The organism is Pseudonocardia sp. 2-7, assembly GCF_056341085.1.
This window is the reverse complement of record NZ_CP094507.1, coordinates 1,707,454-1,732,158: the sequence shown is the minus strand read 5'-3', so window position 1 is coordinate 1,732,158 and position 24,705 is coordinate 1,707,454. Positions and strand designations below refer to the sequence as shown.

22 protein-coding genes and 1 pseudogene are annotated in these 24,705 nt (G+C 76.1%); 9 read left to right on the top strand and 14 right to left on the bottom strand.

The window, feature by feature from the left end; genetic code table 11:
• Positions 1–17: 17 nt before the first annotated feature.
• Positions 18–671, top strand: a complete 654-nt coding sequence (locus MTO91_RS08605; RefSeq protein ID WP_208825170.1) for a DUF998 domain-containing protein — start codon at positions 18–20, stop codon at positions 669–671.
• 93 nt (positions 672–764) lie between these two features.
• Here MTO91_RS08605 and MTO91_RS08600 read toward each other — a convergent pair whose 3' ends face one another.
• The gene (locus tag MTO91_RS08600; protein ID WP_179760610.1) at positions 765–1,079 is read right to left on the bottom strand and encodes a hypothetical protein; all 315 of its coding nucleotides are present in this window, start codon (positions 1,077–1,079) and stop codon (positions 765–767) included.
• 153 nt (positions 1,080–1,232) lie between these two features.
• Entirely contained in the window at positions 1,233–2,285 is a 1,053-nt protein-coding gene (locus MTO91_RS08595; protein ID WP_476654218.1) for an ABC transporter substrate-binding protein, read from the bottom strand.
• Positions 2,286–2,441: 156 nt separating this feature from the next.
• Here MTO91_RS08595 and MTO91_RS08590 point away from each other — a divergent pair, with 156 nt between their 5' ends.
• Complete coding sequence (locus MTO91_RS08590; RefSeq protein WP_476654217.1) at positions 2,442–3,275, top strand: hypothetical protein; 834 nt, start codon at positions 2,442–2,444, stop codon at positions 3,273–3,275.
• Between the two features lie 19 nt (positions 3,276–3,294).
• Here the strand turns inward: MTO91_RS08590 and MTO91_RS08585 are convergent, their stop codons facing one another.
• Both MTO91_RS08585 and MTO91_RS08580 read right to left on the bottom strand, forming a co-directional pair.
• Complete coding sequence (locus tag MTO91_RS08585; RefSeq protein ID WP_345642429.1) at positions 3,295–3,846, bottom strand: TetR/AcrR family transcriptional regulator; 552 nt, start codon at positions 3,844–3,846, stop codon at positions 3,295–3,297.
• 83 nt (positions 3,847–3,929) lie between these two features.
• Positions 3,930–4,298, bottom strand: a complete 369-nt coding sequence (locus tag MTO91_RS08580) for an SPW repeat domain-containing protein (protein ID WP_062401380.1) — start codon at positions 4,296–4,298, stop codon at positions 3,930–3,932.
• Positions 4,299–4,475: 177 nt separating this feature from the next.
• Between MTO91_RS08580 and MTO91_RS08575 the strand changes: the two genes are divergently transcribed.
• Entirely contained in the window at positions 4,476–5,150 is a 675-nt protein-coding gene (locus MTO91_RS08575) for a hemerythrin domain-containing protein (protein WP_208825159.1), read from the top strand.
• Here the strand turns inward: MTO91_RS08575 and MTO91_RS08570 are convergent.
• From MTO91_RS08570 to MTO91_RS08550, 5 genes are all read right to left on the bottom strand, one after another.
• Complete coding sequence (locus MTO91_RS08570; protein WP_476654216.1) at positions 5,111–8,518, bottom strand: BTAD domain-containing putative transcriptional regulator; 3,408 nt, start codon at positions 8,516–8,518, stop codon at positions 5,111–5,113. The genes MTO91_RS08575 and MTO91_RS08570 overlap by 40 nt on opposite strands.
• Before the next feature lie 61 nt (positions 8,519–8,579).
• Positions 8,580–10,022: a vWA domain-containing protein gene (locus tag MTO91_RS08565; RefSeq protein WP_476654215.1), complete on the bottom strand. Its 1,443-nt coding sequence runs from the start codon at positions 10,020–10,022 to the stop codon at positions 8,580–8,582.
• A 41-nt stretch (positions 10,023–10,063) separates the two neighbouring features.
• A complete protein-coding gene (locus tag MTO91_RS08560) occupies positions 10,064–10,225 on the bottom strand; it encodes a hypothetical protein (protein ID WP_405418444.1) in 162 nt (53 codons plus the stop codon).
• Between the two features lie 18 nt (positions 10,226–10,243).
• Complete coding sequence (locus MTO91_RS08555; protein WP_476654214.1) at positions 10,244–11,116, bottom strand: serine protease; 873 nt, start codon at positions 11,114–11,116, stop codon at positions 10,244–10,246.
• Positions 11,117–11,262: 146 nt separating this feature from the next.
• The gene (locus MTO91_RS08550; RefSeq protein ID WP_476654213.1) at positions 11,263–12,156 is read right to left on the bottom strand and encodes an AAA family ATPase; all 894 of its coding nucleotides are present in this window, start codon (positions 12,154–12,156) and stop codon (positions 11,263–11,265) included.
• Between the two features lie 108 nt (positions 12,157–12,264).
• Between MTO91_RS08550 and MTO91_RS08545 the strand changes: the two genes are divergently transcribed.
• The 6 genes and pseudogenes from MTO91_RS08545 (at position 12,265) to MTO91_RS08520 (ending at position 19,910) form a co-directional block, all read left to right on the top strand.
• Positions 12,265–14,367, top strand: a complete 2,103-nt coding sequence (locus MTO91_RS08545; RefSeq protein ID WP_476654212.1) for a RecQ family ATP-dependent DNA helicase — start codon at positions 12,265–12,267, stop codon at positions 14,365–14,367.
• A gap of 61 nt (positions 14,368–14,428) precedes the next feature.
• A complete protein-coding gene (locus tag MTO91_RS08540; RefSeq protein ID WP_476654211.1) occupies positions 14,429–15,436 on the top strand; it encodes an ABC transporter substrate-binding protein in 1,008 nt (335 codons plus the stop codon).
• Positions 15,437–15,499: 63 nt separating this feature from the next.
• Entirely contained in the window at positions 15,500–15,904 is a 405-nt protein-coding gene (locus MTO91_RS08535; protein WP_062404411.1) for a nitroreductase/quinone reductase family protein, read from the top strand.
• Positions 15,905–15,967: 63 nt separating this feature from the next.
• Positions 15,968–18,870 (top strand): annotated as a pseudogene (locus tag MTO91_RS08530) (ATP-binding protein).
• 134 nt (positions 18,871–19,004) lie between these two features.
• Positions 19,005–19,541 (top strand): DUF4333 domain-containing protein, encoded by a 537-nt coding sequence (locus MTO91_RS08525; protein ID WP_251784726.1) that lies wholly within the window; start codon positions 19,005–19,007, stop codon positions 19,539–19,541.
• Between the two features lie 3 nt (positions 19,542–19,544).
• Positions 19,545–19,910: a hypothetical protein gene (locus MTO91_RS08520; protein ID WP_251784727.1), complete on the top strand. Its 366-nt coding sequence runs from the start codon at positions 19,545–19,547 to the stop codon at positions 19,908–19,910.
• 167 nt (positions 19,911–20,077) lie between these two features.
• Here the strand turns inward: MTO91_RS08520 and MTO91_RS08515 are convergent, their stop codons facing one another.
• From MTO91_RS08515 to rplU, 5 genes are all read right to left on the bottom strand, one after another.
• Positions 20,078–21,316, bottom strand: coding sequence for a methyltransferase domain-containing protein (locus MTO91_RS08515; protein WP_476654210.1), 1,239 nt, complete (start codon positions 21,314–21,316; stop codon positions 20,078–20,080).
• Between the two features lie 25 nt (positions 21,317–21,341).
• Entirely contained in the window at positions 21,342–22,454 is a 1,113-nt protein-coding gene (gene proB, locus MTO91_RS08510; RefSeq protein ID WP_405418454.1) for a glutamate 5-kinase, read from the bottom strand.
• 7 nt (positions 22,455–22,461) lie between these two features.
• On the bottom strand, positions 22,462–23,961 hold the full coding sequence (gene obgE, locus MTO91_RS08505) for a GTPase ObgE (protein WP_405418455.1): 1,500 nt from the start codon (positions 23,959–23,961) through the stop codon (positions 22,462–22,464).
• A 120-nt stretch (positions 23,962–24,081) separates the two neighbouring features.
• Positions 24,082–24,339, bottom strand: coding sequence for a 50S ribosomal protein L27 (gene rpmA / locus MTO91_RS08500; RefSeq protein WP_020624745.1), 258 nt, complete (start codon positions 24,337–24,339; stop codon positions 24,082–24,084).
• 12 nt (positions 24,340–24,351) lie between these two features.
• Positions 24,352–24,657: a 50S ribosomal protein L21 gene (rplU, locus tag MTO91_RS08495; protein WP_020624746.1), complete on the bottom strand. Its 306-nt coding sequence runs from the start codon at positions 24,655–24,657 to the stop codon at positions 24,352–24,354.
• Positions 24,658–24,705: the final 48 nt, after the last annotated feature.

Genomic DNA, 24,705 nt, shown 5'->3' with positions numbered 1-24,705 from the left:
CTGCGACGATCTTCGCCATGTCCTCGCGTGCCGACGGTGCCGTGCTGTCCTACCTGGGTCTGCGGCGTGCCGTCGGCGTGATCGGGATCCTGCTCCCGTTCGTGCTGGTGGCGGGCGACCTGGCCCTCGGCGGCGACGGGCTGCGGGACTCCATCAGCCGCTACTACTACTCGCCGATGCGCGACGTGTTCGTCGGCTCGCTGTGCGCGGTCGGCGTGTTCCTCTTCTGCTACCGCTACGAGCGGCCGGACAACCGGCTCGCCAACATCACCGGGACGGCGGCGATCGCCGTCGCGCTGCTGCCCACCCGGCCCGACGGCGCGGCGACGACGGCGGCGACCGTCGTCGGCTACCTCCACCTGGCCGCGGCGACGGTGTTCTTCGCGGGCCTGGCCTGGTTCTGCCTGGTCCTGTTCACCCGCGGCGGATCCGGGACGCGGAGCAAGGCCGCCCGCAACCTCGTCTACCGGGTCTGCGGCGCGACGATCGTGACCTGCCTCGTGCTGGCCGCACTGGACGCGGCACTGGTGCCCGACGCCGTCGCCGAGCGGTTCCACACCCTGTTCTGGCTGGAGGCCGTCGCGATCCTCGCGTTCGGTGTCGCGTGGTTCGTCAAGGGCGACACGATCCTGAAGGACCCACCGACGCAGGACCCTGCGCCGGTGATCTGACCCGCCCGTACGACACCGGCCCCGCAACGGCGGACGGGCCGGTCCGGACACCCCTCGAGGGTCCGGACCGGCCCGTCACGGGACCGGGGTCGGTCAGCCGACCGGGGTCGCCGGCGCCGACGGCAGGTCGCCGCCGGTGGCACCGGTGATCATGTCGACGACGCTGTCCAGCGGGGCCGGCAGCGCGAGGTCGTGCTTCTTGTCGTCGTGCTTCTCGTGGTCCCACTTCTTGTGGTGACCGTGCTTCTTGTGGTGGCCCTTGTCCTTGTCACCCTCGTGCTTCGAGTGACCCTTGTCCTTGCCACCCTCGTCGTAGCCGGTGGTGCCGGCGAAGGCCGCGGCGGGCGCCGCGACGGCCAGGGGGAGCAGCGCTGCGCCGACGAGCGCGCCGCGAACGGACTTCCGCATCTCACAACCTCCATGGTTGGTCGTTAGACCGTCGCAAACGGTCTTGCCCACTCAACGAGGGGCGACCGTGCCCGCAACGCGCATTCACCCGTTCGCGTCACCTGCGGAGATAACTGATAGTCAGACTTCGACTACGGCAGGTGGGTGACCGGATCAACCGCGCGAACGGGCGGCGGCGTCGGCCAGGATCGGCAGGTACGCGTCGAGCACCCACGGGATCGACAGGACCGACGGCGCCGAGCTCGCCACCACCCGGTCGGCCCCGACGACCGGGGCGAACCCGCCACGGGCCATCGCCGGCAGCAGCCCGACGCCGGGCGCGCTCCGGAAGGCCTGCTCCTCGGCCGGCGTCGCGAAGAAGCCGATGACGAGGTCGGACTCGACGCGCGAGAGCAGCTCACCGCTGACGGTGTAGTAGACCTCCCCACCGCCCGGCGCGTTCTGCTCGACGTAGGGCGCCAGGGTGAGCCCGAGGTCGGTGACCAGCTGGACGCGGACGTCGCCCGCCCGGAAGACACCGAGCGCACCGGAGTCCATCCCTCCGGTGTAGACGAACGTGGCGCCCGCCAGCTGCGGATACCGCTGGGCCGCGGTGCGCAGGCGCTGCCCGGTGGAGTCGATCAGCTGCCGGGCCCGCGCCGGGTCGCCGAACACCTGACCGGCGATCCGGGTCTGGTCCTGCCAGCCGGTGGAGTAGGGGGCGTTGGGGTAGGCGACGGTCGGGGCGATCGCCGACAGCTGGTCGTACTCGGCCCGCGTCAGCCCCGAGTAGGTGGCCAGCACCAGGTCCGGCCGGGCCGCAGCGACCTGTTCGATCGGCGTCACCGACAGGTCGTCGGAGCCGATGACCTGCGGAAACGCGCCACCGTGCGCGGTGATCGCGTCGCGCACCCAGGGCAGCACACCCTCGGCGTCGCCGCCGTAGACGGTGCGTGGGATCGCGACCGGCAGCACCCCCATCGCCAGCGCGACGTCGGTGTTCGCCGCGCTCAGCGTGACGACGCGCTGCGGCCGGTCGGGGACGACCGTCTCGCCCAGCGCGTGCCGCACCGTCACCGGGTAACCCTCCGCGGCCGCACCGTCGGTCCCCTGCCCGTCCTGCGTCCGGGTCCCGCACCCGGCGAGGACCAGCAGACCGGCGGCGCCGGCGAGGACGCCGCGACGGCTCACGGAACGGGCGGACAGGGGTGCTGCGGCGAGCGGCACGGGAGCCTCCTTCGAGTTAGGAAGGCGAGCCTAACCTGACCGGTTCGTCGACTCCGCGTGATCCGTACCGCTCGTTCGGCGCCCCGGGGGCCGCACCCGTCGCGCGGGACCGACACCCCGGCCGGAGCACCCCGACCCGCGGGTAGCGTCGCGGCCATGCGTGCTCCGGACACCGGCGACCGGGCCGACCGCGACGCCGGCCCCCGCTCCCCCGCGCCCGGTCCCCCGGCCCCTCCGCCCGCGCCCGGCGGACGTCGGCCGCCGCACGAGCCCGCGGCCCCGCCGCCCCCGGGTCCCCCGGGTGCACCCGGCCCGGTGCTGGCCCCGCCCGCGCCGCCGGTGCCCGAGGGCCGTCCCGGCGACCGGCCCGGCGAGCCGGCCGCAGCCGTCGCGCCGGCCGGGCCGTGGCCGACCGTGCGACCGCCGTCGCTGCGGGCCGTCGTCGTCGGCCGGGTCGCGGCCGGGGTCGCGGCGGCGTGGTTCGGCGTCGTCTACTCGATCACCACCGACGTGCACGCCCGCGCCGACCACCTGCTGGCCGCGATCGTCGTCGGCGGGCTGCTGAGCCTGCTCGGCGTGGTGCTGCTGTGGCTGTCGGCGTCGCGGATCCCGGTGCGGGTCACCCCGGCCCGCGGGCCGGACATGGGACTGGTGCGCGACCGCGCGGCCGCACGGAAGGTGCTGCGCACGGGAGGCACCCCGGACGGTGAGCAGCGCAGGCTGATCGCCGTCGACGTGCTCGCCGACGCCCGGCTCCCGCAGGTCGCGGGCGCGGTGTTCGCGCTGCTCGGCCCGCTGGTCATGGCCGCGGTCAACGCCTCGGGTCCGCTCGGCTGGGCCGGCCCGCTGACCGCCGGGCTGATCGTGGTGCTGCTGGCCCTGCTGGGGGGGCGGACATGGACGGCGCACGCGCTGCACCGGCTCGCCGACCGCAGGCACACCGTCCCGCGCTACGAGGAGTCCGGCGCCCCCTGGCGCCCCTGGCCCTGATCCCGCTCGGGGAGCGCCGCTACAGGCCCGCGGCGACGAAGGACAGCTCGGCCTCCATGTCGGTGCGGTCGTCGTCGCCGTGCCGATCGAGGGCGTAGCGGTGCCCGATCGCCGCGGCCAGCAGTCGGGCGGCGCCGCGGATCCGCTCCGGCGCCCCGCCGCCGGTGGCGAGGACCTCGCGCACCGCGTCCTCCAGCTCACCGGAGCGGCGCAGCAGCGCGTCGCGGACGACCGGGTGGGTGTCGGCCTCGCGCCACAGCAGGTGGGACAGGACCGAGGACGCGTCGAGCGCCCGGTCCAGGGCGGCGACCAGCGCACGCAGCCCGGCGAGCACGTCCCCGGCGACGGCGACGTCCGCCCCGTGCACCGGGTGCGGGAGCCGTTCGACGAGCGCCTCGAGCAGGTCGGGCTTGCGGCGGAAGTAGTAGTGCACCAGCCCCTTCGGCACCCCGGCACGCTCGGCGATGCGCGAGGTGGGCGTCGCGTCGAAGCCGTGCTCGGCGAACAGCCCCTCGGCCGCGTCGAGGATGCGGTCCCGGGCGGGTGCGTCCGGGTCGAACTCGTGGTCCACGGTGCGATCCTCCCCCGGACGCGGCGGAGGCCGCGACCCCTCCGGGTCGCGGCCCCTCACCTGGTCGTCGTGCTGCCGGACGGTCAGTGCGTCGCGAGCGTGCGGTGCTCCGCGTTCGCCGCGGGCAGCGCCGAGGCCGCCACGACGACCGCGAGGACGCCCGCCACCCAGGACGTCCACGACGCCCCGGTCAGCGCGCTGTAGCCCATCACCCAGGGGGCGAGGAACAGCAGCACGCCGAGCACACCGTGCACCCATTCGCTCGCCACCGAGCCGGGCACGGCGAGCGACCAGAGCGACGTGGCGGCGAGCACCACGCCCAGTACGACCATCGTCCACGCGGCGGCGGCGTTCGTCGTCGTCACGAGAGGCGAGAGGGCCGTCAGCACACCGATCACGAGAGCGGCCCAGTCCTGCCACCGCTGCCAGGTACGACCAGTGGTCCCAGCCATCGTCAGTCACCTTCTCCTGTGAGGTCCCTGTGGGGATGCCTCCGGTCTACTCTTGGTTGGCCGGCCGGTCAAGACCCGGCGAACGGTGGCACAAGTGAGGTGCAAGTCCCCGGCCGGCGGGTGGGCGCACGATCTGCGGTGTCGAGACCGACCGCCCCGAACCCGTAGGAGACCCCGGTGACCACCGCACGCGACACCCGTACCGCCGACCTGGTCGGCATCACCCTCGCCCACCGCGTCATGCGGGTCGACCTGCACCGGCTCGCCGACGCCGCCCGCGCGATCGCCGACGGCGCGCCCTGCCCGGACCGGCGCGCCCGCGCGCTGCGGACCTGGCTGGAGCAGCTGGAGCACGAGATCCACGGCCACCACACCGCCGAGGACGACATCGCCTGGCCGGTGATCGCCCGGCACGCCGGGCACGCCGTCGACCTGGACGAGCTCAGCGACGACCACGGCCGCCTCGACCCGCTGCTCGCCGCGGTGCGGGAGGCCGCGGCCGCCGTCGTCGCCGCGGCGCAGGGACCGGCCCGGGCGCGGGCGGCGGGCGTACTCGCGGACCGGCTCGCCGTCGTCCGCGACGAGATCGACGAGCACCTCGACGCCGAGGAGCGCGACCTGTTCCCGGTGATCGAGCGCCACGTGCCCGCCGACGACTGGGACGCCGTCGTCGCGCAGGTGCAGAAGTCCGGGCCGGGCCTGCGGTTCATGCTGCCGCGGATCGTCGCGGTGACCACCCCGCAGGAATGGGCCGGGATGCGCCGCGAGGCCGGGCCGGTGGTCGTGCTGCTGGAGCGCCTGCTGCGCGGCGGCTACCGCAGGCGCTGTGCGCTGGTGTTCGGCACGTCCTGAGCCCCGGGAGCCGGTGCCGTCGAGGGGTCGGCGCCGGCCGCCGAGAGCAGCCGCCGGGCGCGGTCGCGCCACACCGGGGCACCCAGCTCCGCCGCGACCCGCTCGGCCTCGCGCAGGTGGTGGACCCGGCCGCCGCCTGCCGGGTCGAGCAGCCCCTCCAGACCGGCGAGCACCAGGTCGGTGGGCCCGAGCGCGATCGTGCCCGACGACAGCCCCGCCACCGTTCCCGTCCACGGGCGCAGCTGCTCCCGGCACCGCGCGGCGACGTCCCGGTCGGCCAGGCCGACCGCCACCTCGGCGCGCACGCAGGTCCAGATCAGCCAGTAGTAGCTGCGGGCCAGCTCCGCGTCCGGCGCCCACATCTCGCGGGCCCGGACGGGGTCGCCCGCGTGCAGGTGGGCCAGCGCGAGGAAGTCGCCGAAGGTCGGCGGCAGCGCGTCGCGGAGCGTCTCGAGCTCGGGGGCCAGCTCCCCGAGGCGGCCCTGGTCGTGCCGCACGACGAACCTCCCGAGCAGCCCCATCAGCGCCCCGTTGACCTGGCCGGCACCGACCAGCCGGGTCGCGAGCTCGGTGTAGCGCTCCTCGGCGGTGCCCAGCTCCCCCGCGACGAGTGCGCGCAGCGCCGAGAAGATGTAGGCCCAGCCGAGCGTGAACTCCAGCTGCCCGCCCGGGGCCCCGGCGACGGCGGCCTCCGCGTGCCGTGTCGCCGCGTCGAGGTCGTGGCTGCCGGCGGCGACCATGAGCTGCAGGTGGTGGGCCTGCGTGCGGTAGCCGGCGTGCCCGGCCCGGCCGCCGAGCTCGGCCAGCTCCTCCCCCACCGGGGCCATCTCGTGCCACAGGTCCGGGGCGAGGACGGCGAAGAACCGGGCGTTGAGCGCCCGGCAGCGCAGCAGCGGGTCGACGCCGCGCCCGGTGAGCGCCATGGCCTCCGCCGAGGCAGAGCGGACCCGGTCGTCGTCGTGCCCCTCGATCTCGAACACCAGGGCGGCGAGCAGCCGCACCCGCCGGTCGACGGCGTCGGGCGGGGTCTCCGCGAGCTCGGTCACGATGAGGTCGATCAGCTCGGCGTCGATGTTCTGGCCCGGCCGGATGGTCCAGCTGACCGGGGTGTCGTAGCTGGTCAGGACGGCGCCGAGCCACTGCGGTGCGGCGGCCGTCGCCTGGTCGACGGCGGTCCGGCGTTCGATGAGGGCGGTGTGGCCGTCGCCGCCGCGGGCGAGCTCGGCGACCAGCGCGCAGCGCAGGGCCAGCTCGTCGTCGACGCCGGTCCCGGCCCGTCCGGCGAGCTCGACGGCGCGGCCGTAGAACCGGGCGGCCTCGCGGTGCGAGCCGAACCCGGCGGCGGCCGCGGCGGCGGCACGGACCGCGGCCAGGGCACGGTCCGGTTCGACGGCGGACCCGGCGGCGAGTGCGTGGTGGGCCAGCGGGACCGGGTCGTCGGGCCGCCTGCGGGTGAGGATCGCGTGGGCCGCGGCGTGCAGCCGGGCGCGACGCAGCTGCGGGATGTCGCCGTAGAGGGTGTCCCGGACCAGGTCGTGGGAGAACCGCAGCCGTCCCGGCCCGGGTTCGAGCAGCATCCCGCCGAGCACCGCGGGCTCCAGGGCGTCCAGCGGGTCGACGCCGTCGGCGGTGGCGGCGAGGTCGAGGGCGTCGTCGGTGTCCAGGTCGCGGCCGAGCACCGAGACCCGGGCCAGCGCGGTGCGGGTCGTCGCGGGCAGCCGGGCCAGGCGCCGGCGCAGCACCTCGCGGACCCCGGCCGGGACGGCGTCGGCCGCGGCGGACGGGCCCTCGGCGGCGACGAGGCGGGCCAGCTCGCGGACGAAGAGCGGGTTCCCGCCGGTCCGTTCGGTGATCCGGGCGACCAGCTCGGGCGCGGCGGCGGGCACGCCGTGCCGGGCCAGCATCCCGGCGACGTCGCCCGCGGTCATCGGCGCCGGCTCGATGCGGTCCGCCGTGGGCTCGGCGAGGGCGGCGAGCGCGGCCTGCAGCTCGGCGCCCGCCTCGGCCGGGCGCAGGCCCGCGGCGACGAGCACGGGCAGCTCCGCGACCCCGGCGACGACCGCGCGCAGCAGGGCGAGGGTCTCGGACTCGGCGCGGTGCAGGTCGTCGAGGACCAGCAGCAGCGGCCGCTCCCGCCCCGCGACGGCGAGCAGCTCCACCACCGCCCGGGCCAGCCAGAACGTGACCTCGGCGCCGCCGGGCCCGGCCGGGGAGCGCAGCGGGGCGAGCCGCTCGACCAGGTCGGCGGGCGGGTCGTGCGCCGTGACGAGCGCGTCGACGATCTCCCGCCACGCCCAGGCCGGCGGGGCGCCGTCGATCTCCGGGCAGCGGCCGGTGACGGCGGTCCAGCCGTCGGCGGTCGCGGCGGCGGCGAACGCGGCGAGCAGCGTGGACTTGCCCGCGCCCGCGTCGGCGGCGACGAGCACCAGCTGCCCACCGCCGCGGGCCCGCTCCGCGGCGGCGGTGAGCCTGCCGAGCTCGGCCGCCCGTCCGAGCAGGGCCGGGGTCCGCGGGGACGTGTCGGCCGGTCCGGGCGGGCGCGGCGCGGTCCCGGACGCGGGCGCGTCGGTGCGGCCGGCGGGACCGACGCCGGTTCCCCCGCCGGGGTCGCCGCCGGGGTCGCGGTGGGCGAGCACGTCCGCCTCGATCGCGCGCAGCCCGGGGCCGGGGTCGACTCCCAGCTCGTCGGCGAGCAGGCGACGGGTGCGGGCCAGCACGGCCAGCGCGTCGGCCTGTCTGCCGGTGCGGTACAGCGCGACGGCCAGCAGCCCGACCGCGTCCTCGCGCAGCGGGTGCTCCCCCGCCAGCGACGTCAGGTCCGGGACGACGGCGTCGGCCCGGCCCAGCCGCAGCCGCGCGCGGGCCCGTCGCTCGAGCGCGACCTGACGCAGCTCGTCGAGGCGTTCGGCCTCGGCGCGCGCCCAGGCGGCGTCGGCGAACTCGGCGTAGGCGGGACCGTCCCACAGCGCCAGGGCCTCGCCGAGAAGGGCGTCGGCCCGGTCCGGTGCGGCCTCGGCGGCGCGGTCGAGGAGGTCGGTGAACGCGCGCGCGTCGAGCCCGTCGGGGCCGAGTGCCAGCGCGTAGCCGGGTGGGCGGCTGACCAGCACCGTCGGGACCGCCCGCGGGGACCGGTCGGGTTCGAGCACCCGTCGCAGCCGGGAGACGTGGACCTGCAGCCCGCCGTGTGCCTGCGCGGGCGGGGCGCCCTGCCACAGGTCCTCCACCAGCGTGTCGACGGCGACGACCTCGCCGCCGGCCGCGGCGAGCCGGGCGAGCAGCTCGCGGCGGCGGCCGGAGCCGACCTCGACCGCCGCGCCGCCGGCCGTCACACGGAGCGGGCCGAGGACCCGGACCGTGATCTCCTGCACCCCGGCAATCTAGGACGCGACGACGCCGGTGTCAGCCCTCCCGGGATGATCGCCCGGAGGATCAGACCGGCAGCAGCGCCTGGACGACGTCGGTGAGCTGCGCGGCGGTACGGCACTCGTGCATCGGGAGCACCTCGCCGTAGCGGGTGGCGGCCGAGTCGCCGGAGCCCCAGCTGCGCTCGGGCTCGGGGTTGAGCCAGTGCGCGTGCCGGACCCGCCCGGCCATCATCGTCAGCGCCCGCAGATTGGGGTCGCGGTAGTTGGTGCGGCCGTCGCCGAGCACCAGCAACGACGTCTTCGGGGTGAGCGCGTCGCCGTGGTGCTCCAGGAAGTCGCCGAACGCGCTGCCGTAGTCGGAGTGCCCGTCGAACGCGGTGAGCGTGGCCTCGCGCAGCACCCGCTGCATCACCCCGGACAGCTCCGCGCCGGGTTCGAACAGGTGCGTGACCTCGTCGGTGCGCTCGATGAACGCGAACACCCGCACCTTGGAGAACTGCTCGCGCAGCGCCTGGACCAGCAGCAACGTGAAGTGGCTGAAACCGGCGACGGAGCCGGACACGTCGCACAGCAGCACCAGCTCGGGGCGGCCGGGGCGGCGCACCTTGTGCGCCGGGTCCATCGGCACGCCGCCGGTGGACATCGACCGGCGCAGCGTGCGCCGCAGGTCGAGCCGGCCGCGGTTCGAGCGGCGCCGCCGCGCCGACAGCCGCGACGCGAGCCGCCGGGCCAGCGGCTGCACGGTGCGGCGCAGGTCGGCGAGCTGGGTGGCGTTCGCGGTGAGGAAGTCGACCTGGTCGGTCTGGGTGGGGGTGGTGGTGCGAGCGATCTGCTCGCGGCCCCGCTGCTCGGCGGTGCGGCGGCGGACCTCCTCGCGGACGACGTCGCGGAACCGGGCGATGCGGTCGCGGATCTCGCGGCGGCGGACCTCGGACACGAAGTCGGTGTCGCCCTCCTCCCGCAGCCCGTCGAGGATCCGGGCGAGCAACGTGTCCGGGGACAGCGCGCCCAGCGCCTGGTAGGCCGACCAGTTCGGCTTCGCCGTCTGCCCGCGGACGCCCTGCCCGGCGGCACCGGAGGTCCCGATCGCGTCGACGGCGGCGCGGGCGAGCTCGCGCAGGGTCTCCTCGTCGCCGTCGCGGAGCAGGTCGGCGAGGATCTCGCGCAGCGCGTCGACGTCGACCGGGCCGGTACCCTCCCCGGACTCGTCGTCGATCCGCGGGACGTCGACGTCGGACGACCCGGCGCCCAGCGCGGGCGGGAACCACAGGTCGAACATCGCGTCGAAGGTGCCGCGCTGCCCGGAGCGGCGCAGCAGCGCCGCGGCGAGCCCCTCCCGCAGCTGGTCCCGGTGCAGCAGGTCCAGGGCGCCGAGCACGCGGGCCGCGTCGACGGTCTCCCCCGGGCCGACCGCGACGTGGTGGCGGCGCAGCGCGGAGACGAAGTCGACGAGGTGCCCGGGCAGGCCGTGCTCCGGGGCGAGCGCGGTGGCGGGCGGGATCGTCACCGGTCCATCATGCGTGACGCGGGCGTGGTCGGCGAGGGTGGTCAGCCCACCGTCCACAGGCTCCAGGCGTAGGTCGCGCCGGGGTCCGGGTACCGGGTGCGGACGGGGTCGACCCCGCCGGGGTCGTCGGCGAGCACGTACACCGGCGCTCCGGTCGAGCCGCCGAGCCACGCCCGGAGCGCCGGGGTGCACCGCGGTCCCACACCGCGGGGGTCCTCCGCCTAGAAGGCGGGGTCGATCGGCATCGGCTGCGGGGTGAAGGGACGGTCGCCCTCGACCAGGCGCAGTGCTCCGCCGTGGCCGCCGGGGCCGTTGGCGTAGTCGAGGATCCTCCGCAGGTCGCTGATGCCGTTCGTGCCGGGCGCCGGAGCGAGGTTCAGCGTCGAGAGGACGCCGAGGGCACGGCCGTCGGCGGTCAGGTAGCCCGAGCCGGAGTCACCGGGCACGCCGGGCGGGACGGTCACGACGGTGTGCGTCCAGCCGCCGCCCCCGGTGCCGGTCGAGGTGCCGGTCTTCGGCCGCAGCGCGCGCACGCCCTGGCGCAGCGAGGAGTTGCCGTAGCCGTAGACGATCCCGCCGGTCGCGACGCCGTCGGCGGCCACCCCGGCCGGGCCGCCGTAGAAGGGCACCGTGGGGCTCGTGCGAGCGGCGTCGTCCGGGCTGAGCTCGACCAGCGCGAAGTCGTTGAACCGGCAGGTGTCCGGGTCGGTCTCGCCCCGCTCCTGCATGCTCAGCCAGGAGGAGTACACGAGCCGCCCCGGTGCGGCGGCGCCCTCGACCTCGACCGGGGTGCCGAGCGGCAGCGACCCGGCCTCGCACCCGTCCACCTCGGTGGACCCGCCGGTGCCCGCGCAGTGTGCGGCCTGCCCGAGGTAGGTCGCGGACCCGTCGGTGAAGACGAAGTTCGCGGTGCACTGCGCACCCTCGGGTCCGGTACGGGTCATGACCCCCGGGTGCACACCGGCGTCCGGGGCGCCGTCCTGCGCCGACGCGGTGCCTGCGGCGGCGAGCCCGAGCGCGAGCACGGCACCGGCGGCCAGTCCGGCGCGCAGCAGGCGGCGGGCGGTGCGGGGCAGTTCCGGGAGGGCGGTCATCGGTGGACCTCCGGTCGCTGGGGAGCGTGTAACCGGAACAACTCGCGCCACCCGTCCCGGTTACGCCCGGTGCCCCGATCGATCCGATCTTCACTCCATAGGGGCGCAGATCTTGACAGCCGATCAGCGGTGCGTGACTGGGCCGTTCAGTTCAGTCGCAGCTCGGCGGCGGCCTTGTCGGCGTCCGAGCGGTGCTTCAGCACGACACCGAGGGTGGCGCGGACGGCGTCGTCGTCGAGGGTGTCGAGGCCCAGGGCGAGCAGGGTGCGGCCCCAGTCGATCGTCTCGGCGACGCTGGGGGCCTTGCGCAGCTCCATCGCGCGCAGCACCCGCACGGTGCGCACCAGGGCGTCGGTGAGCTGTTCGGTCAGCTCCGGGACGCGGGTGAGCACGATCCGGCGCTCCAGGTCGGCGTCGGGGAAGTCCAGGTGCAGGAACAGGCAGCGGCGCTTGAGCGCCTCGGACAGCTCACGGGTGGAGTTCGAGGTCAGCAGCACGAACGGGCGCCGGTTCGCGGTGACCGTGCCCAGCTCGGGGATGGAGACCTGGAAGTCGGACAGGACCTCCAGCAGCAGGCCCTCGACCTCGACGTCGGCCTTGTCGATCTCGTCGATCAGCAGCACGGTCGGGTCGGTGCGCCGGATCGCGGTGAGCAGCGGGCGCGGGAGCAGGAACTCCTCGGAGAACACGTCGTCGCGGGTGGCGTCCCAGTCCGCGCCGTCGTCACCGCGCTGCCCGGCGGTGATCCGCAGCAGCTGCTTGGCGTGGTTCCACTCGTAGAGCGCGCGGGCCTCGTCGATGCCCTCGTAGCACTGCAGACGGACCAGCCCGGACTCCGTCGCCGCGGCCACGGCCTTGGCCAGCTCGGTCTTCCCGACGCCTGCGGGGCCCTCGACGAGCAGCGGCTTGCCGAGCCGGTCCGCGAGGAACACCGTCGTCGCGACGGCCGTCGAGGCCAGGTAGCCGGCGTCGGCGAGCCGGGCGGTCACGTCCGCCACGGAGCCGAAGACCGGGCGGTGGACGGGGCTGTCGGACGACACGCGATCATCCTGCACGCCCGGCCCGCCGCGCGTCGGACGGGTGGCCCGGTTCACACCCCGGTGGCCCGCGTCGGGTCGCTGTCGGGGGTCGGGTCCACCATGGGTGCCGTGACCACCGCATCGAGCACCGACCTGCGCGAGCGCGCCGAGACCGTCCTGCAGCAGCTGGCCGGCCCGCAGGCCCGGCTGCGCGAGGACCAGTGGAGGGCGATCGAGGCACTCGTCGCCCAGCACCGCCGCGCGCTGGTCGTGCAGCGCACCGGCTGGGGCAAGTCCGCGGTCTACTTCGTGGCGACCGCGCTGCTGCGCGCCCAGGGCGCCGGGCCGACGGTGATCGTGTCGCCGCTGCTGGCGCTGATGCGCAACCAGATCGACGCCGCGATCCGCTCCGGGATCGTGGCGGTCACGGTGAACTCGGCGAACGCCGACGAGTGGGACGCGGTCTACGCCGACATCGCGAACGGCGACGTCGACGTGCTGCTCGTGTCCCCGGAGCGGCTCAACAACCCCGACTTCCGGGACCGGGTGCTGCCGGAGCTGGCGGCGAGCGCGGGGATGCTGGTGGTCGACGAGGCGCACTGCGTCTCCGACTGGGGCCACGACTTCCGCCCGGACTACCGGCGGCTGCGCACGCTGATCGCCGAGCTGCCGTCGGGGATCCCGGTGCTGGCCACGACGGCGACGGCGAACGACCGGGTCGTCACCGACGTCTCCGAGCAGCTCGGCATGGGGCGCGACCAGCAGGACACGCTGGTCCTGCGCGGGTCGCTGGACCGCGAGTCGCTGCGCCTGGCGGTGGTCCGGCTCCCGAGCCCGGCGCGGCGGCTGGCCTGGCTCGCGGCCAGGCTCGACGAGATGCCCGGCGCCGGGATCGTGTACACGCTCACCGTCCAGGCGGCCGACGACGTCGCCGAGTTCCTGCGCGAGCGCGGCGTCGCCGTGCGCTCCTACTCCGGGCGCACCGACCCCGAGGACCGCCTCGCCGCCGAGTCCGACCTGATGGAGAACCGGGTGAAGGCCCTGGTCGCGACCTCCGCGCTGGGCATGGGCTTCGACAAGCCCGACCTCGGGTTCGTCGTGCACCTCGGCGCGCCCGCCTCGCCGGTCGCCTACTACCAGCAGATCGGCCGTGCCGGGCGTGCGCTGGACCGGGCCGAGGTGGTGCTGCTGCCCGGCCGCGAGGACCGCGACATCTGGGCCTACTTCGCGTCGCTGGCGTTCCCGCCCGAGCCGCTGGTCCGTCAGACCCTCGCCGTGCTGTCGGACCGGCCGCAGTCCACCGCCTCGATCGAGACCCGGGTCGACCTGTCCCGCACCCGGCTGGAGATGCTGCTCAAGGTCCTCGACGCCGACGGCGCCGCGAAGCGGGTCAAGGGCGGCTGGGTCGCGACCGGCCGGGAGTGGGTCTACGACACCGAGCGGCACGAGCGCGTGAACTCCGCCCGCCGGTCCGAGCAGCAGGCGATGCTCGACTACATCGCGACCACCGAGTGCCGGCTGGTGTTCCTGCGCCGCCAGCTCGACGACCCGGACCCGACGCCGTGCGGGCGCTGCGACACCTGCACCGGCACCGTCTGGTCCGACGAGGTGTCCGCCGACGGCGAGCAGGCCGCCGCCGAGCGCCTGACCCGGCCCGGGATCGAGGTCGCGCCGCGGAAGATGTGGCCGTCCGGGATGAAGGACATCGGGGTCCCGCTGTCCGGGAGGATCGGCGCGGGCGAGCAGGCCGCGTCCGGCCGGGCGATCGGGCGGCTGTCCGACATCGGGTGGGGCACCCGGCTGCGCGAGCTCGTGACCGGCGGCGACGACCCGGTGCCGGCCGACGTGCTCGACGCGCTGGTCCGGGTGCTCGCCGGGTGGGGCTGGGAACAGCGCCCGGTGGGCGTGGTCGGGATCGGCTCACGCACCCGCCCGCACCAGCTCGACCACCTCGCCCGGCGGATCGCCGAGATCGGCAGGCTGCCGCTGCTCGGCACCCTGTCCCCCGCCGGCGAGCGCCCCGCGGCGACCGAGAACTCCGCCCAGCGCCTGGCCGTGGTGTGGGAGGGGATCGACAGCGCGACCGTGCCGGACCTGTCCGGGGTGGACGGGCCGGTGCTGCTGGTCGACGACGTCGTCGACTCGGGATGGACGATGACGGTCGCCGCGCGGGCGCTGCGCCGGGCCGGGGCCCCGGAGGTGCTGCCGCTGGTGCTGGCCGTCGCCGGGTGAGACTTCCTCGCCGTACCTGTTCTCTGATACAAGGTGAGCCTCACCTCACCTGAGGAGAACGATGAGGCACCGTGGAACCACGCTGCTCGCGACGCTGCTCGGTGCGGCCCTGGTCCTGACCGGCTGCGGCGCGTCGCCCGGCGGCACCGGCACCGCCCCGGCGACGCCGTCCGACGGGGCCGCGTTCCCGGTGACCGTCCGGCACGCCTTCGGCGAGACGACGGTGCCCGCACCCCCGCAGCGGGTCGTCGCGTTGGGCATGAACGACCTGGCCGTCGCCCAGGCCGTCGACGCACCGGTCGTCGGCGCGGTCCGCAGCTCCGGCGACAGCGGTCCCGTGCTCCCCTACCTCGACCCCCTCCCGCCCGAGGTGCTGGCGATCGAGCCCGACGGGACGCTGCCGCTGGAGCAGATCGCGGCGTTCCGGCCCGACCTGGTCCTCGGGGTCTCGGCGTTCCAGGTCAGCGACCGAGCGGGCTACGAGGCGCTGTCGCGGATCGCGCCGACCGTCACCTACGCCGAGGGCCTGTACACCTCCTCCATGCAGGACGACGCCCGCCAGATCGGTCGGGCGCTGGGCCGCGGGGACGCCGTCGAGACGCTGGTCGCCGAGGCGGACCGCCGCATCGCCGAGACCCGTGACCGGCTGCCCGGGCTCGCCGGGAGGACCTACCTCTACGGGCAGGCCCGCGGGGAGATCCTGCCGATGGTGGTCGGCGAGCAGAACCAGTCCACGGTGTTCCTGCGGTCGCTGGGTCTGGAGGTGCCGGCGTCGTTCCGGGACGCGCCGGCGAGCGACGCGCTGGCCCCGGGCACGGTGGGGGTGTCCTACGAAGAGGTCGGCAGGCTGTCGGAGGCCGACCTGCTCCTGATGACCTTCGCGGGGCCGACCGACCGCGCGAGGTTCGAGGGCGACGAGCTGGTGCGCCGGGTGCGAGCGGTGCGGCAGGGCACCTACACACCGGTGACGCTGGACCAGGCCATCGCCCTGCAGGCGCCGAACGTGGTGTCGGTGGGCTGGCTGCTCGACGGGCTGCGGCCCGCACTGGAGAAGGTCGCGACGAGCTGACGAGCCCGGCTACCCGCCGGTAGGCTCGGGGTCGTGAACCCACCCGACATCGCGCTGAAGGCCATGAACGCGGGCCACCGTCTGCTGATCCGGCTGACCGGTGGGAAGGTCGGCCACTCGGCGATGGGGATGCCCGTCGTCGAGCTGACCACCCGCGGCCGGCGCTCCGGCGAGCCGCGCACGGTGCTGCTGACGGCACCGGTCCACGGTGACGGGAGCTACGTCGTCGTCGCCTCCCGGGGCGGCGACGACCGCCACCCCGCCTGGTTCCTCAACCTGCGTGCGGACCCGGACGTCGAGGTCGCCGTGCAGGGCGGGCCCCGCGTACCGATGCGCGCCCGGATCGCCGACCCGGCCGACCGCGCGACGCTCTGGCCGCAGATCGCCGGGAAGTACCGCAACTACGCCGGCTACCAGCGCAGCACCACCCGCGAGATCCCGCTGGTCCACCTGGAGCCGCGCGGCTGACCGGCCACGCATCATCAGGGCAGATGATTCCGGAGATCCGGATCATCTTCGTAGGGTCGGGGCATGTCCGGTCCTGCCGTGCCTGCGGAGGCGGTCCCCCCGCAGGCGTCGTCACTGCAGCTCTCGGTCCTCGGAGGTGTGCGGGCGAGCCGTGACGGCGACGACCTGGGGCTCGGCGGGCCGCGCCCGCGGGCCCTGCTCGCCGCGCTCGTCGTCGCCGCCGGGCGTCCGGCCACCGAGGACCTGCTCATCGACGCCGTCTGGGACTCCGAACCCGCCCCGGCCGCGAAGCAGGCGCTGCACACCTACGTCGCCCGGCTGCGCGGTGTCCTGGAGCCCGGCCGCTCGGCGCGCGGGGCCGCGACGGTGCTGGTCCGCGGCAGCGGCGGCTACACCTTGGCCCTCCGGCCCGAGCAGGTCGACGTGTGGGCGATGCGCGAGCTCGCCGCCCGGGGCGCGACCGCGCTGGCGCAGCGACGCCCGCACGAGGCGGTGTCCGTGCTGGACCTGGCGCTGGCCACCGGCGACGGCACCCCGTTCGGCGACCTCGCCGACCGTGCCTTCCTGGCCGCCGAGGTGGCCGCGCTGACCGAGCTGCGCGCCGGGATCCGCGAGGACCGGGCCGCCGCCGCGCTCGCCACCGGCGAGGACGTGACGCTGCTCGACGACCTGGCCGCGCTCACCGCCGAGTACCCCCTGCGCGAGCGCGCGTGGGAGCTGCGGGCGCGCTCTACCGCGCCGGGCGCCAGGCCGACGCCCTCGCCGTCCTGCGGACCGCGCGGGACCTGCTCGCCGAGGAGCTCGGCGTCGACCCGGGGCCCGGCCTCGCCGCGACCGAACGGGCGGTGCTCGCCCACGACCCGGAGCTGCTGCGCCGGGCCCCCGCCGCCGACGCCCCGGCGCCCGCCGCCGGGACCACCCGCAGGCCGCTGCCGGTGCCGTCGACGGCGCTGCTCGGCCGCGACGACGACCTCGTCCGGCTGCGCGCCGCCCTCGACGCCCACCGGCTCGTCACCGTCGTCGGCCCCGGCGGGGTGGGCAAGACCCGCGTGGCGCTGGCGCTCGCCGCCGACGCGGGCGGTCCGGTGTGGTGGGCCGAGCTCGCCGACCTCGCCCCGGGGACCTCCGGCGCGCTGCTCGCCCCGGTCGTCGCCGAGGCCGCCGGGGTGCTCACCGCCCAGGGCGCCGACCAGCTCGCCGCCGCCCTGGCCGGCGCCCCCGGCCTGCTGGTGCTCGACAACTGCGAGCACGTCCTCGACGCCGTCGCCGAGCTGCTCACCACGCTGCTGTCCGCGTGCCCCGGCGTGCGGGTGGTCGCGACCAGCCGCGAGCCCGTCGACCTGCCCGGTGAGCAGCTGCTGGAGCTCGCGCCGCTGTCCTCCGCCGCGGCCGAGCAGCTGTTCCTGGACCGCGCGTCGGCCGCGGCCCCCGGCGCGGCCCCCACCGGCGACGACCGGGCCCGCGTCGCCGAGGTCTGCGCCCGGCTCGACGGGCTCCCGCTGGCCGTCGAGCTGGCGGCCGCCCGCAGCCGCACCCTGTCGGTCGGGGAGATCGCCGACGCCCTCGACGACCGGTTCTCCCTGCTCGTGGGGGCCGGCCGGGGTACCCCCGCCCGGCACCGGAGCCTGGAGCACACCATCGCGCTGTCGGTCGACGACCTCGGCCCGGCCGACCGGCGGCTGTTCGGGGCGCTGTCGGTGTTCACCGGCGGGTTCGACGCGGCCGCGGCCGCCGCCGTCGCCGGGGTGCCGGTCCGCGACGGGCTGGCCACGCTCGTCGCGAAGTCCCTGGTCGGCGTCGACACCGGTACGCCGGGCCCCCGCCGGTTCGCGCTGCTGGAGACCCTGCGGGCCTTCGGCGACACCCTGCTCGACGACGCCGCGCGCACCGCGGCCCGCACCGCGCACCGGCGCTGGGTCCTCGACGTCGTCACCGAGGCCGACGCCGCGTGGCTCGGCCACGACGCGGCCCGCTGGTTCGGGCGGGTCCGCGCCGAGCAGCCGAACGTGCGGGCCGCGTTCGGTGCCGCGCTGGCCGACGGCGGTGCCGCCGCGGTCGACGACGCGCTGCGCCTGGCCGGGGCGATGGGCTGGTACTGGTACCGCTTCGGCCGGGTCGCCGAGGGCATCGGGTGGGCCACCGCCGCGCTGGCCGCGGCCGGGCCGGACGCCGACCCGGAGGCCGTCGGGCTGGCGCACTTCGCCTCCGGTCCCCTGCGCTACCTGGCCGGTGACCCGGCCGGTGCGGCCGCCGACGTCGCCGCCGGGCTGGAACGGATGGACCCGGCCCGGCACCCGACGAAGGTCGCCCGCGGGCTCGCGTTCCGCGCCTACCTGGCCGCGGCGGCCGACCCGGCGGCCGCGCAGGCCCTGCTGGGCGAGGCACTCGCGGTCTCGCGCGCGGCCGGGGACGGCCCCGGTGAGTCCGAGACGCTGATGGCCGCCGGGCACCTCGCGCGCCTCGGCGGGGACACGGCGACGGCGCTGGACGTGCTGCGGTCCGCGGTGGCCGTGGCGCGGCGGGCCGGGCACGGGTTCGCCGACGGGTCCTCGCGCTGGCACCTGGTGAAGACCCTGCTCGACCGCGGCGATCCGGCTGCGCTGGACGAGGCCGAGTCGCTCGTGCGGTTCCTCGGTGGCGAACCCGACGTGACGTCCTGGCTGGTCGCGGTGCACACGCTCGCGGGCGCGCTGGGACAGTCCGGCGACGGAGCGCGGGGCGCCCGGCTGCTGGGGGCGGTGTCCGCGGTCGGCGGCGAGGTCGGCTACCGGCCCGAGGAGATGGACCCGCAGGACTCCGAGCGCAACGTCGCCCTGGTCCGGGCCGCGCTCGGCGGCTCGGCGGAGCGGTACGCCACCGCGTTCACCGAGGGCGTCGCGGGTGGACGGGCGGCGATCGCCGCAGTCCTCGACGAGCTCGGTGACGGCGGCACCGTCGCCACCCGGGTGGTGGGCCGGAGCGCCTGAGCCGCGCTCCGCGGGACCGCGTGCAGGACCCTGCAAGGCCGCTGCAAGTGGATTGCCAGTGGCCCACCGCAGAGTTCGTGGTGTTCGCCCCACCGGCCGCCCGGGCCGCCGGGGCCACCACCCGAGGAGACACCATGAACGCCACCCTGCGCAGCCTCGCCCGGCTCGGCCTGGTCGCCGCGGCGACCGGCACCGTCCTGTTCGGCACCACGGCCTGCAGCCTCGCCTCCGTCCCGGCGGACAGCGTCGAGCAGCAGATCGTCAGCAAGCTGGGCGCGCAGGGCGTCTCCCTCGACAACGGGAAGGCCGACTGCGCCACCGACCTCGACGCGACCGTCGGGGCGAGCCAGACCTGCGAGTTCCACTCCGGTGGCCAGCCGGTCGGCGCGGTCGTCACCGTCACCGCCGTCGACGGGGACAACGTCTCCTTCGACATCACCACCGAGCCCCGCCCGGTGCCGAAGGCCCTGCTGCAGGACACCGTCGGCTCGCTCGTCGCGCAGAACGCCGGCGTCCCGATCGACACCACCACCTGCGACGGCGACCTCGCCCCCACCACCGGCCAGGCCGTCGGCTGCCGCGTCACCTCCGGCGAGGACTCGATCGACGTCCGCGCGACCGTGACCGAGATCCAGGGCGGTCTGGTCAACTTCGACGTCGAGCAGGTCTGAGCCGTGCGGACCGCGACCTGGCTCTCCGCACTCGCACTGGTCGTCGTCGCCGGGGCCCCGCTGACCGCCTGCTCGACCGGACCGGAACGGCAGGTGTGCGGGGTCCTGGAGGCCGACGGCGACGACTACCTGGAGGTGGACCCGGCCGCCTGCCCGGCGCCCGAGGCGGTCGTGTCACCGGCCGGGCCGCGGTGGGTGCCGGTCTCCGCGCTCGACGACGACGACCACGACCACCACCGCACGGTCGTCGCCCGGTCCCCGGGCACACCGCGGACCACCGCCGCGCGGACCCCGGCCCCCCGGGCGACCGCGGCGCCGCGGACCACGACGAAGACGACGGGTCCGAAGCGGACGACCCGGTCCCGGTGAGCACCGTGCCCCGGTCACCGCGGGCGGGCCGCCGGCGGGCCCGGGGTCCGCCGGCGGCCCGCCCGGGGACGCCGGTGGGCCGGGGCACCGGGCCACGGGCTCCGCGCCGCAGCAGCGGTGCGGGACCGTGTCGCCCCGGGCCCGGCTCCGGGCCGTGTCCCCGCGTGTCAGCCCGTGGCCGGACCCCAGCGCAGCGTCAGCCGGGTACCCGCGCCGTCCACCACCACGTCCCCCGGCCCGGCCCGGTCCACACCGGAGCCGCGCTCCGCCCCGCCACCGGGACCCGCGAGCGACGGGACGACCGCCTCGATCCGCAGGTCCGCCGCGTGCGGCCGGCCCGCGTCGACCCACCCCGCGACCAGCCCGGCCAGCCGCTCGGCGGCGAGGTCACCGTCCGGCCCGCAGGCCCGCACCGTCGCCTCCGGGTCCCCCAGCAGCACCGCGCACCCGTCGCCCGCGACCAGGCCCAGCGTCGCGCGGACGCCACCGAGGTCGAACAGCGCCGGTGCGACCCCGCCCCCGGCCGGGCCGAACAGCCGCACCACCCCCGGGTCCGCGACCGCGCACCACAGCCCGAGCCCGTCCCACAGGTCCGCCACCGTGCCCGCCGCGGCCACCGGCCGGTCGGTGCCCGCACCGGTGGTCGCGCGGGCCAGCGCCCGCGGGTCCGGGACGTCGGCGTCGTCGGAGCCGCAGGCGGGCTGCACCCGCCACCGGCCGTCCGGAAGCGCGACCTCGGCGCCCGGGTCGGCGCCCTCCCCGCGCAGCCGGACGAACGCGCAGCTGCGCACCGACCGCGAGTGCAGCCGTCCCGGGGCGGTGTGGGCGAACGCCACCGACAGCTGGCTGCCGCGCACCGTGAGCGGCAGCAGCAGCCGCCCACCGGGCGCGAGCTGGGCGACCCACTCCGGCCGGACGCCGGTGGAGCCGACGGTCAGCTCGATCCGGTCGTAGGGCGCGGCGGGCGGGTACCCGAGCGCCCCGTCCCCGACGACGACGTCGACGCCGTCGAACCCGGCGGCGTCCAGGTTCGCCCGGGCCCCGGCGACCAGGTCGTCGTCGATGTCGAGGGTGGTCACGGCCCCGTCCGGACCGACCAGCTCCGCCAGCAGCGCCGCGTTCCAGCCGGCCCCCGCACCGATCTCCAGCACCCGGTGCCCCGGCCCGGCCTCCAGCTGTTCCAGCATGATCGCGACCATCGACGGCTGGGAGACCGAGCTGACCGTCACGCCGTCGTCGACCTTGATCGGGACGGCGACGTCGTTGTAGGCCCCGCCGGGGTCGAGGGCGGGCAGGAACAGGTGGCGCGGCACCGTCTCCAGTGCCGCGCGGACCGCGGGGGTGCGCACCCGGCCGTCGCGGACCAGGGACGCGACCAGCGCGGAACGGGCGCGGTCGGCCGACATGCGGGCATTGTGCCCCTGCCGCCGTCTAGAGCAGAACGAGGTCGTCCGCGTGGACGAGCTCGCGCCGCTGCTCGGGCGGCAGCTCGCGGGTCCGTCGGCCGATCATGTGCGGCAGCTCGGTCGCGTCGTAGGAGACGACACCCCGCGCGATGGCCCGCCCACCGGGGGCGAGCAGCTCGACGACGTCGCCGGCGTCGAAGTCACCGGACACGCCGTGCACCCCGGCGGCGAGCAGCGAGCGGCGACGGCGGCGGACGGCCTCGACCGCGCCGTCGTCGAGGTCGAGGGCCCCGCGGACGTCGGCGGCGTGCCGCAGCCAGAACCGGCGGGCACCCATCCGGGTCCCCGCGGCGCGGAACACCGTGCCGACCTTCGGGCCGTCCTCGGTGGTGGCCAGGGCGTCGGCGATCCGGTCGGCGGAGGTCAGCAGCACCGGGATCCCGGCCGCCGACGCCATCGCGGCCGCCTCGACCTTGGTGGCCATGCCGCCGGTGCCCAGTCCCGACCCGGGGCGGGTGACGCTGACCCCGGCGAGCTCGGCCGGGTCGTCGACCTCGGTGATCAGCGACGTCCCAGGGTCGCGCGGGTGGCCGTCGTAGAGGCCGTCGACGTCGGAGAGCAGCACGAGCGCGTCGGCGCCGACGATGTGCGCGACGAGCGCGGCGAGCCGGTCGTTGTCGCCCACCCGGATCTCGGCGGTGGCGACGGTGTCGTTCTCGTTGACCACCGGCAGCGACCCGAGCTGCAGCAGCCGCTCGAGGGTGCGCTGGGCGTTGCGGTAGTTCGAGCGGCGGATCATGTCGTCGGCGGTGAGCAGCACCTGCCCGATGCCCTGCCCGTGCCGGGCGAACGACGCCGAGTAGGCGTGGGCGAGCAGCAGCTGCCCGACCGACGCGGCGGCCTGCTGGGTCGCCAGGTCCCGCGGCCGGCGGCGCAGCTGCAACGGCGCGAGGCCGGCCGCGATCGCCCCCGAGGAGACGAGCACGACCTGCGCACCGGCGGTGCGGCGCCCCACCAGGGCGTCGACCAGGGCGTCGAGCCGGGCCGGGTCGAGACCACCGGTCAGGCTCGTCAGTGACGACGACCCGACCTTCACCACGATCCGCTTCGCCGCACCCAGTGCGGCGCGCGTGCTCACGCGGGTCTCACTCCTCGATCTCGTGGTCCGACGAGTAGCGGGCGCCCGCGGCGAGCTCGGCGTCGGACAGGTGGTTCCGGCGCGCGACCCGGGCGCGCTTGCGCTCGGCGGCGCCGACCCGGTCGTTGCCCTCCAGCCGGATGTCGGTGCCGCGCCCGGTGAGCAGGGCGGCGACGCCGGCCGGGGTGGACGGCTCCCAGTCGAAGGTGACCTGGCCGATGGTGACCGGGCAGCCGGGGACGGCTCCGGCCTTGGCGAGCGCCTCCTCCACGCCGAGCCGGGCGAGCCGGTCGGCGAGGTAGCCGACGGCCTCGTCGTTCTCGAACGCGGTCTGGCGGATCCACCGCTCGGGGCGCTCCCCGCGCACGACGAACCCGCCGTCGAGCTCCGGGTCGGGCGTGATGGTGAAGCCGGTGTCATCGACGGCGCGCGGGCGCAGCACGACCCGGCTCGGCTCGGCCTCCGGGCGCGCGGCACGGGCCGCGGCGACCCGCTCGGCCATCGCGAAGCTCAGCTCCCGCAGCCCGGCCCGGGACGCGGTGGAGATCGCGAACACCGGCCAGCCGAAGCGCTCGGTCAGGTCCTCGCGGACCATGTCGACCAGGTCCGCGGCGTCCGGGACGTCGATCTTGTTGAGCGCGACCAGGCGCGGGCGCTGGTCGATCCGCTCCCCCAGCGCGCTGGTGCCGAGGGCCTCGGCGTAGTGCGCCAGCTCGGTCTCCAGTGCCTCGATGTCGGACACCGGGTCGCGCTCGGTCTCGAAGGTCGCGCAGTCCACGACGTGCACCAGCACCGAGCAGCGCTCGATGTGGCGCAGGAACTCCAGGCCGAGGCCGCGGCCGTCGGCGGCGCCCGGGATGAGGCCGGGGACGTCGGCGACGGTGAAGGTGTCGTCCCCCGCGCTGACCACCCCGAGCTGGGGCACGAGGGTGGTGAACGGGTAGTCGGCGATCTTCGGGCGGGCCGCGGACAGGGCCGCCACCAGCGAGGACTTGCCCGCGCTGGGGAACCCGACGAGGCCGACGTCGGCGAGGCTGCGCAGCTCCAGGGTCAGCTCGACCTCGTCGCCGGGCTCACCGAGCAGCGCGAAGCCGGGGGCCTTGCGGGCGGCGGAGGACAGCGCGGCGTTGCCGAGCCCGCCCCGTCCGCCCTCGGCGGCGACGAACCGGGTGCCGACACCGACCAGGTCGGCGACGACCTCGCCGCCGGCGTCGAGCACGACGGTGCCGTCGGGCACCCGCAGCTCCAGGTCCGGGGCGTTCGCGCCCTGCTTGAACGCGCCCTGCCCCTGGGTGCCGTTCTTCGCCTCCGCGCGGGGGCGGTGGTGGTAGTCGAGCAGGGTGTGCACACCCGCGTCGACGACGAGCACGACCGAGCCGCCCCGGCCGCCGTTGCCGCCGTCGGGGCCGCCGAGCGGCTTGAACTTCTCGCGGTGTACCGAGGCGCAGCCGTTGCCCCCGGCACCCGCGGTCGCGTGCAGCACGACGCGGTCCACGAACCGGGACATGACGGTGCTCCTGTCGTTGTCGTTCCGCGGCGGGGCCGCGGTGGGTGGTGACACGACGAACGGCGGGCCCCCCCGTTACCGGGGTGACCCGCCGTCGGCGTCGCTGTGCTGGCGGGTCGCTCAGACCTCGGCCGGCACGATGTTCACGGTCTTGCGGCCGCGCTTGGAACCGAACTCGACGGTCCCGGCGGCGAGGGCGAACAGCGTGTCGTCCTTGCCGCGCCCGACGTTGACACCCGGGTGGGTGGCGGTGCCGCGCTGACGGATGAGGATCTCGCCGGCCTTGACCGACTGGCCGCCGAACCGCTTCACACCCAGGTACTGGGCGTTGGAGTCGCGACCGTTACGGGAGCTGGACGCACCCTTCTTGTGTGCCATGACGCGGGCTCCTTACTTGCCGATCGCGGTGACCTGGACCTTCGTCAGGGGCTGACGGTGCCCCTGACGCTTGTGGTACCCGGTCTTGTTCTTGAACTTGTGGATCCGGATCTTCGGACCCTTGGTGTGCTCGACGACGGTGGCCGTCACCGCGGAGGTGAGGCCGCTGGCGTCGGTGGTCACCTGGTCGCCGTCGACGAGCAGCACGGCGGGCAGAATGATCTCGGCGCCGGGCTCACCGTCGAGCTTCTCGACGGTGACCACGTCGTCGACGGCCACCTTGTACTGCTTGCCGCCGGTCTTGACGATCGCGTACATCGCTGACGCACGACTCCTGAACATCGGGGGCGCATCTGGTGCGCTCGG

What these genes read in the sequence shown, in the direction of transcription:
- MTO91_RS08580 (WP_062401380.1), bottom strand. Translation starts at nt 4,298, where the DNA reads ATGGCTGGGACCACTGGTCGTACCTGGCAGCGGTGGCAGGACTGGGCC.
- MTO91_RS08540 (WP_476654211.1), top strand. Translation starts at nt 14,429, where the DNA reads ATGAGGCACCGTGGAACCACGCTGCTCGCGACGCTGCTCGGTGCGGCC.
- MTO91_RS08535 (WP_062404411.1), top strand. Translation starts at nt 15,500, where the DNA reads ATGAACGCGGGCCACCGTCTGCTGATCCGGCTGACCGGTGGGAAGGTC.
- obgE (WP_405418455.1), bottom strand. Translation starts at nt 23,961, where the DNA reads ATGTCCCGGTTCGTGGACCGCGTCGTGCTGCACGCGACCGCGGGTGCC.
- MTO91_RS08555 (WP_476654214.1), bottom strand. Translation starts at nt 11,116, where the DNA reads ATGACCGCCCTCCCGGAACTGCCCCGCACCGCCCGCCGCCTGCTGCGC.
- rplU (WP_020624746.1), bottom strand. Translation starts at nt 24,657, where the DNA reads ATGTACGCGATCGTCAAGACCGGCGGCAAGCAGTACAAGGTGGCCGTC.
- MTO91_RS08515 (WP_476654210.1), bottom strand. Translation starts at nt 21,316, where the DNA reads ATGTCGGCCGACCGCGCCCGTTCCGCGCTGGTCGCGTCCCTGGTCCGC.
- MTO91_RS08590 (WP_476654217.1), top strand. Translation starts at nt 2,442, where the DNA reads ATGCGTGCTCCGGACACCGGCGACCGGGCCGACCGCGACGCCGGCCCC.
- MTO91_RS08525 (WP_251784726.1), top strand. Translation starts at nt 19,005, where the DNA reads ATGAACGCCACCCTGCGCAGCCTCGCCCGGCTCGGCCTGGTCGCCGCG.
- rpmA (WP_020624745.1), bottom strand. Translation starts at nt 24,339, where the DNA reads ATGGCACACAAGAAGGGTGCGTCCAGCTCCCGTAACGGTCGCGACTCC.
- MTO91_RS08605 (WP_208825170.1), top strand. Translation starts at nt 18, where the DNA reads ATGTCCTCGCGTGCCGACGGTGCCGTGCTGTCCTACCTGGGTCTGCGG.
- MTO91_RS08600 (WP_179760610.1), bottom strand. Translation starts at nt 1,079, where the DNA reads ATGCGGAAGTCCGTTCGCGGCGCGCTCGTCGGCGCAGCGCTGCTCCCC.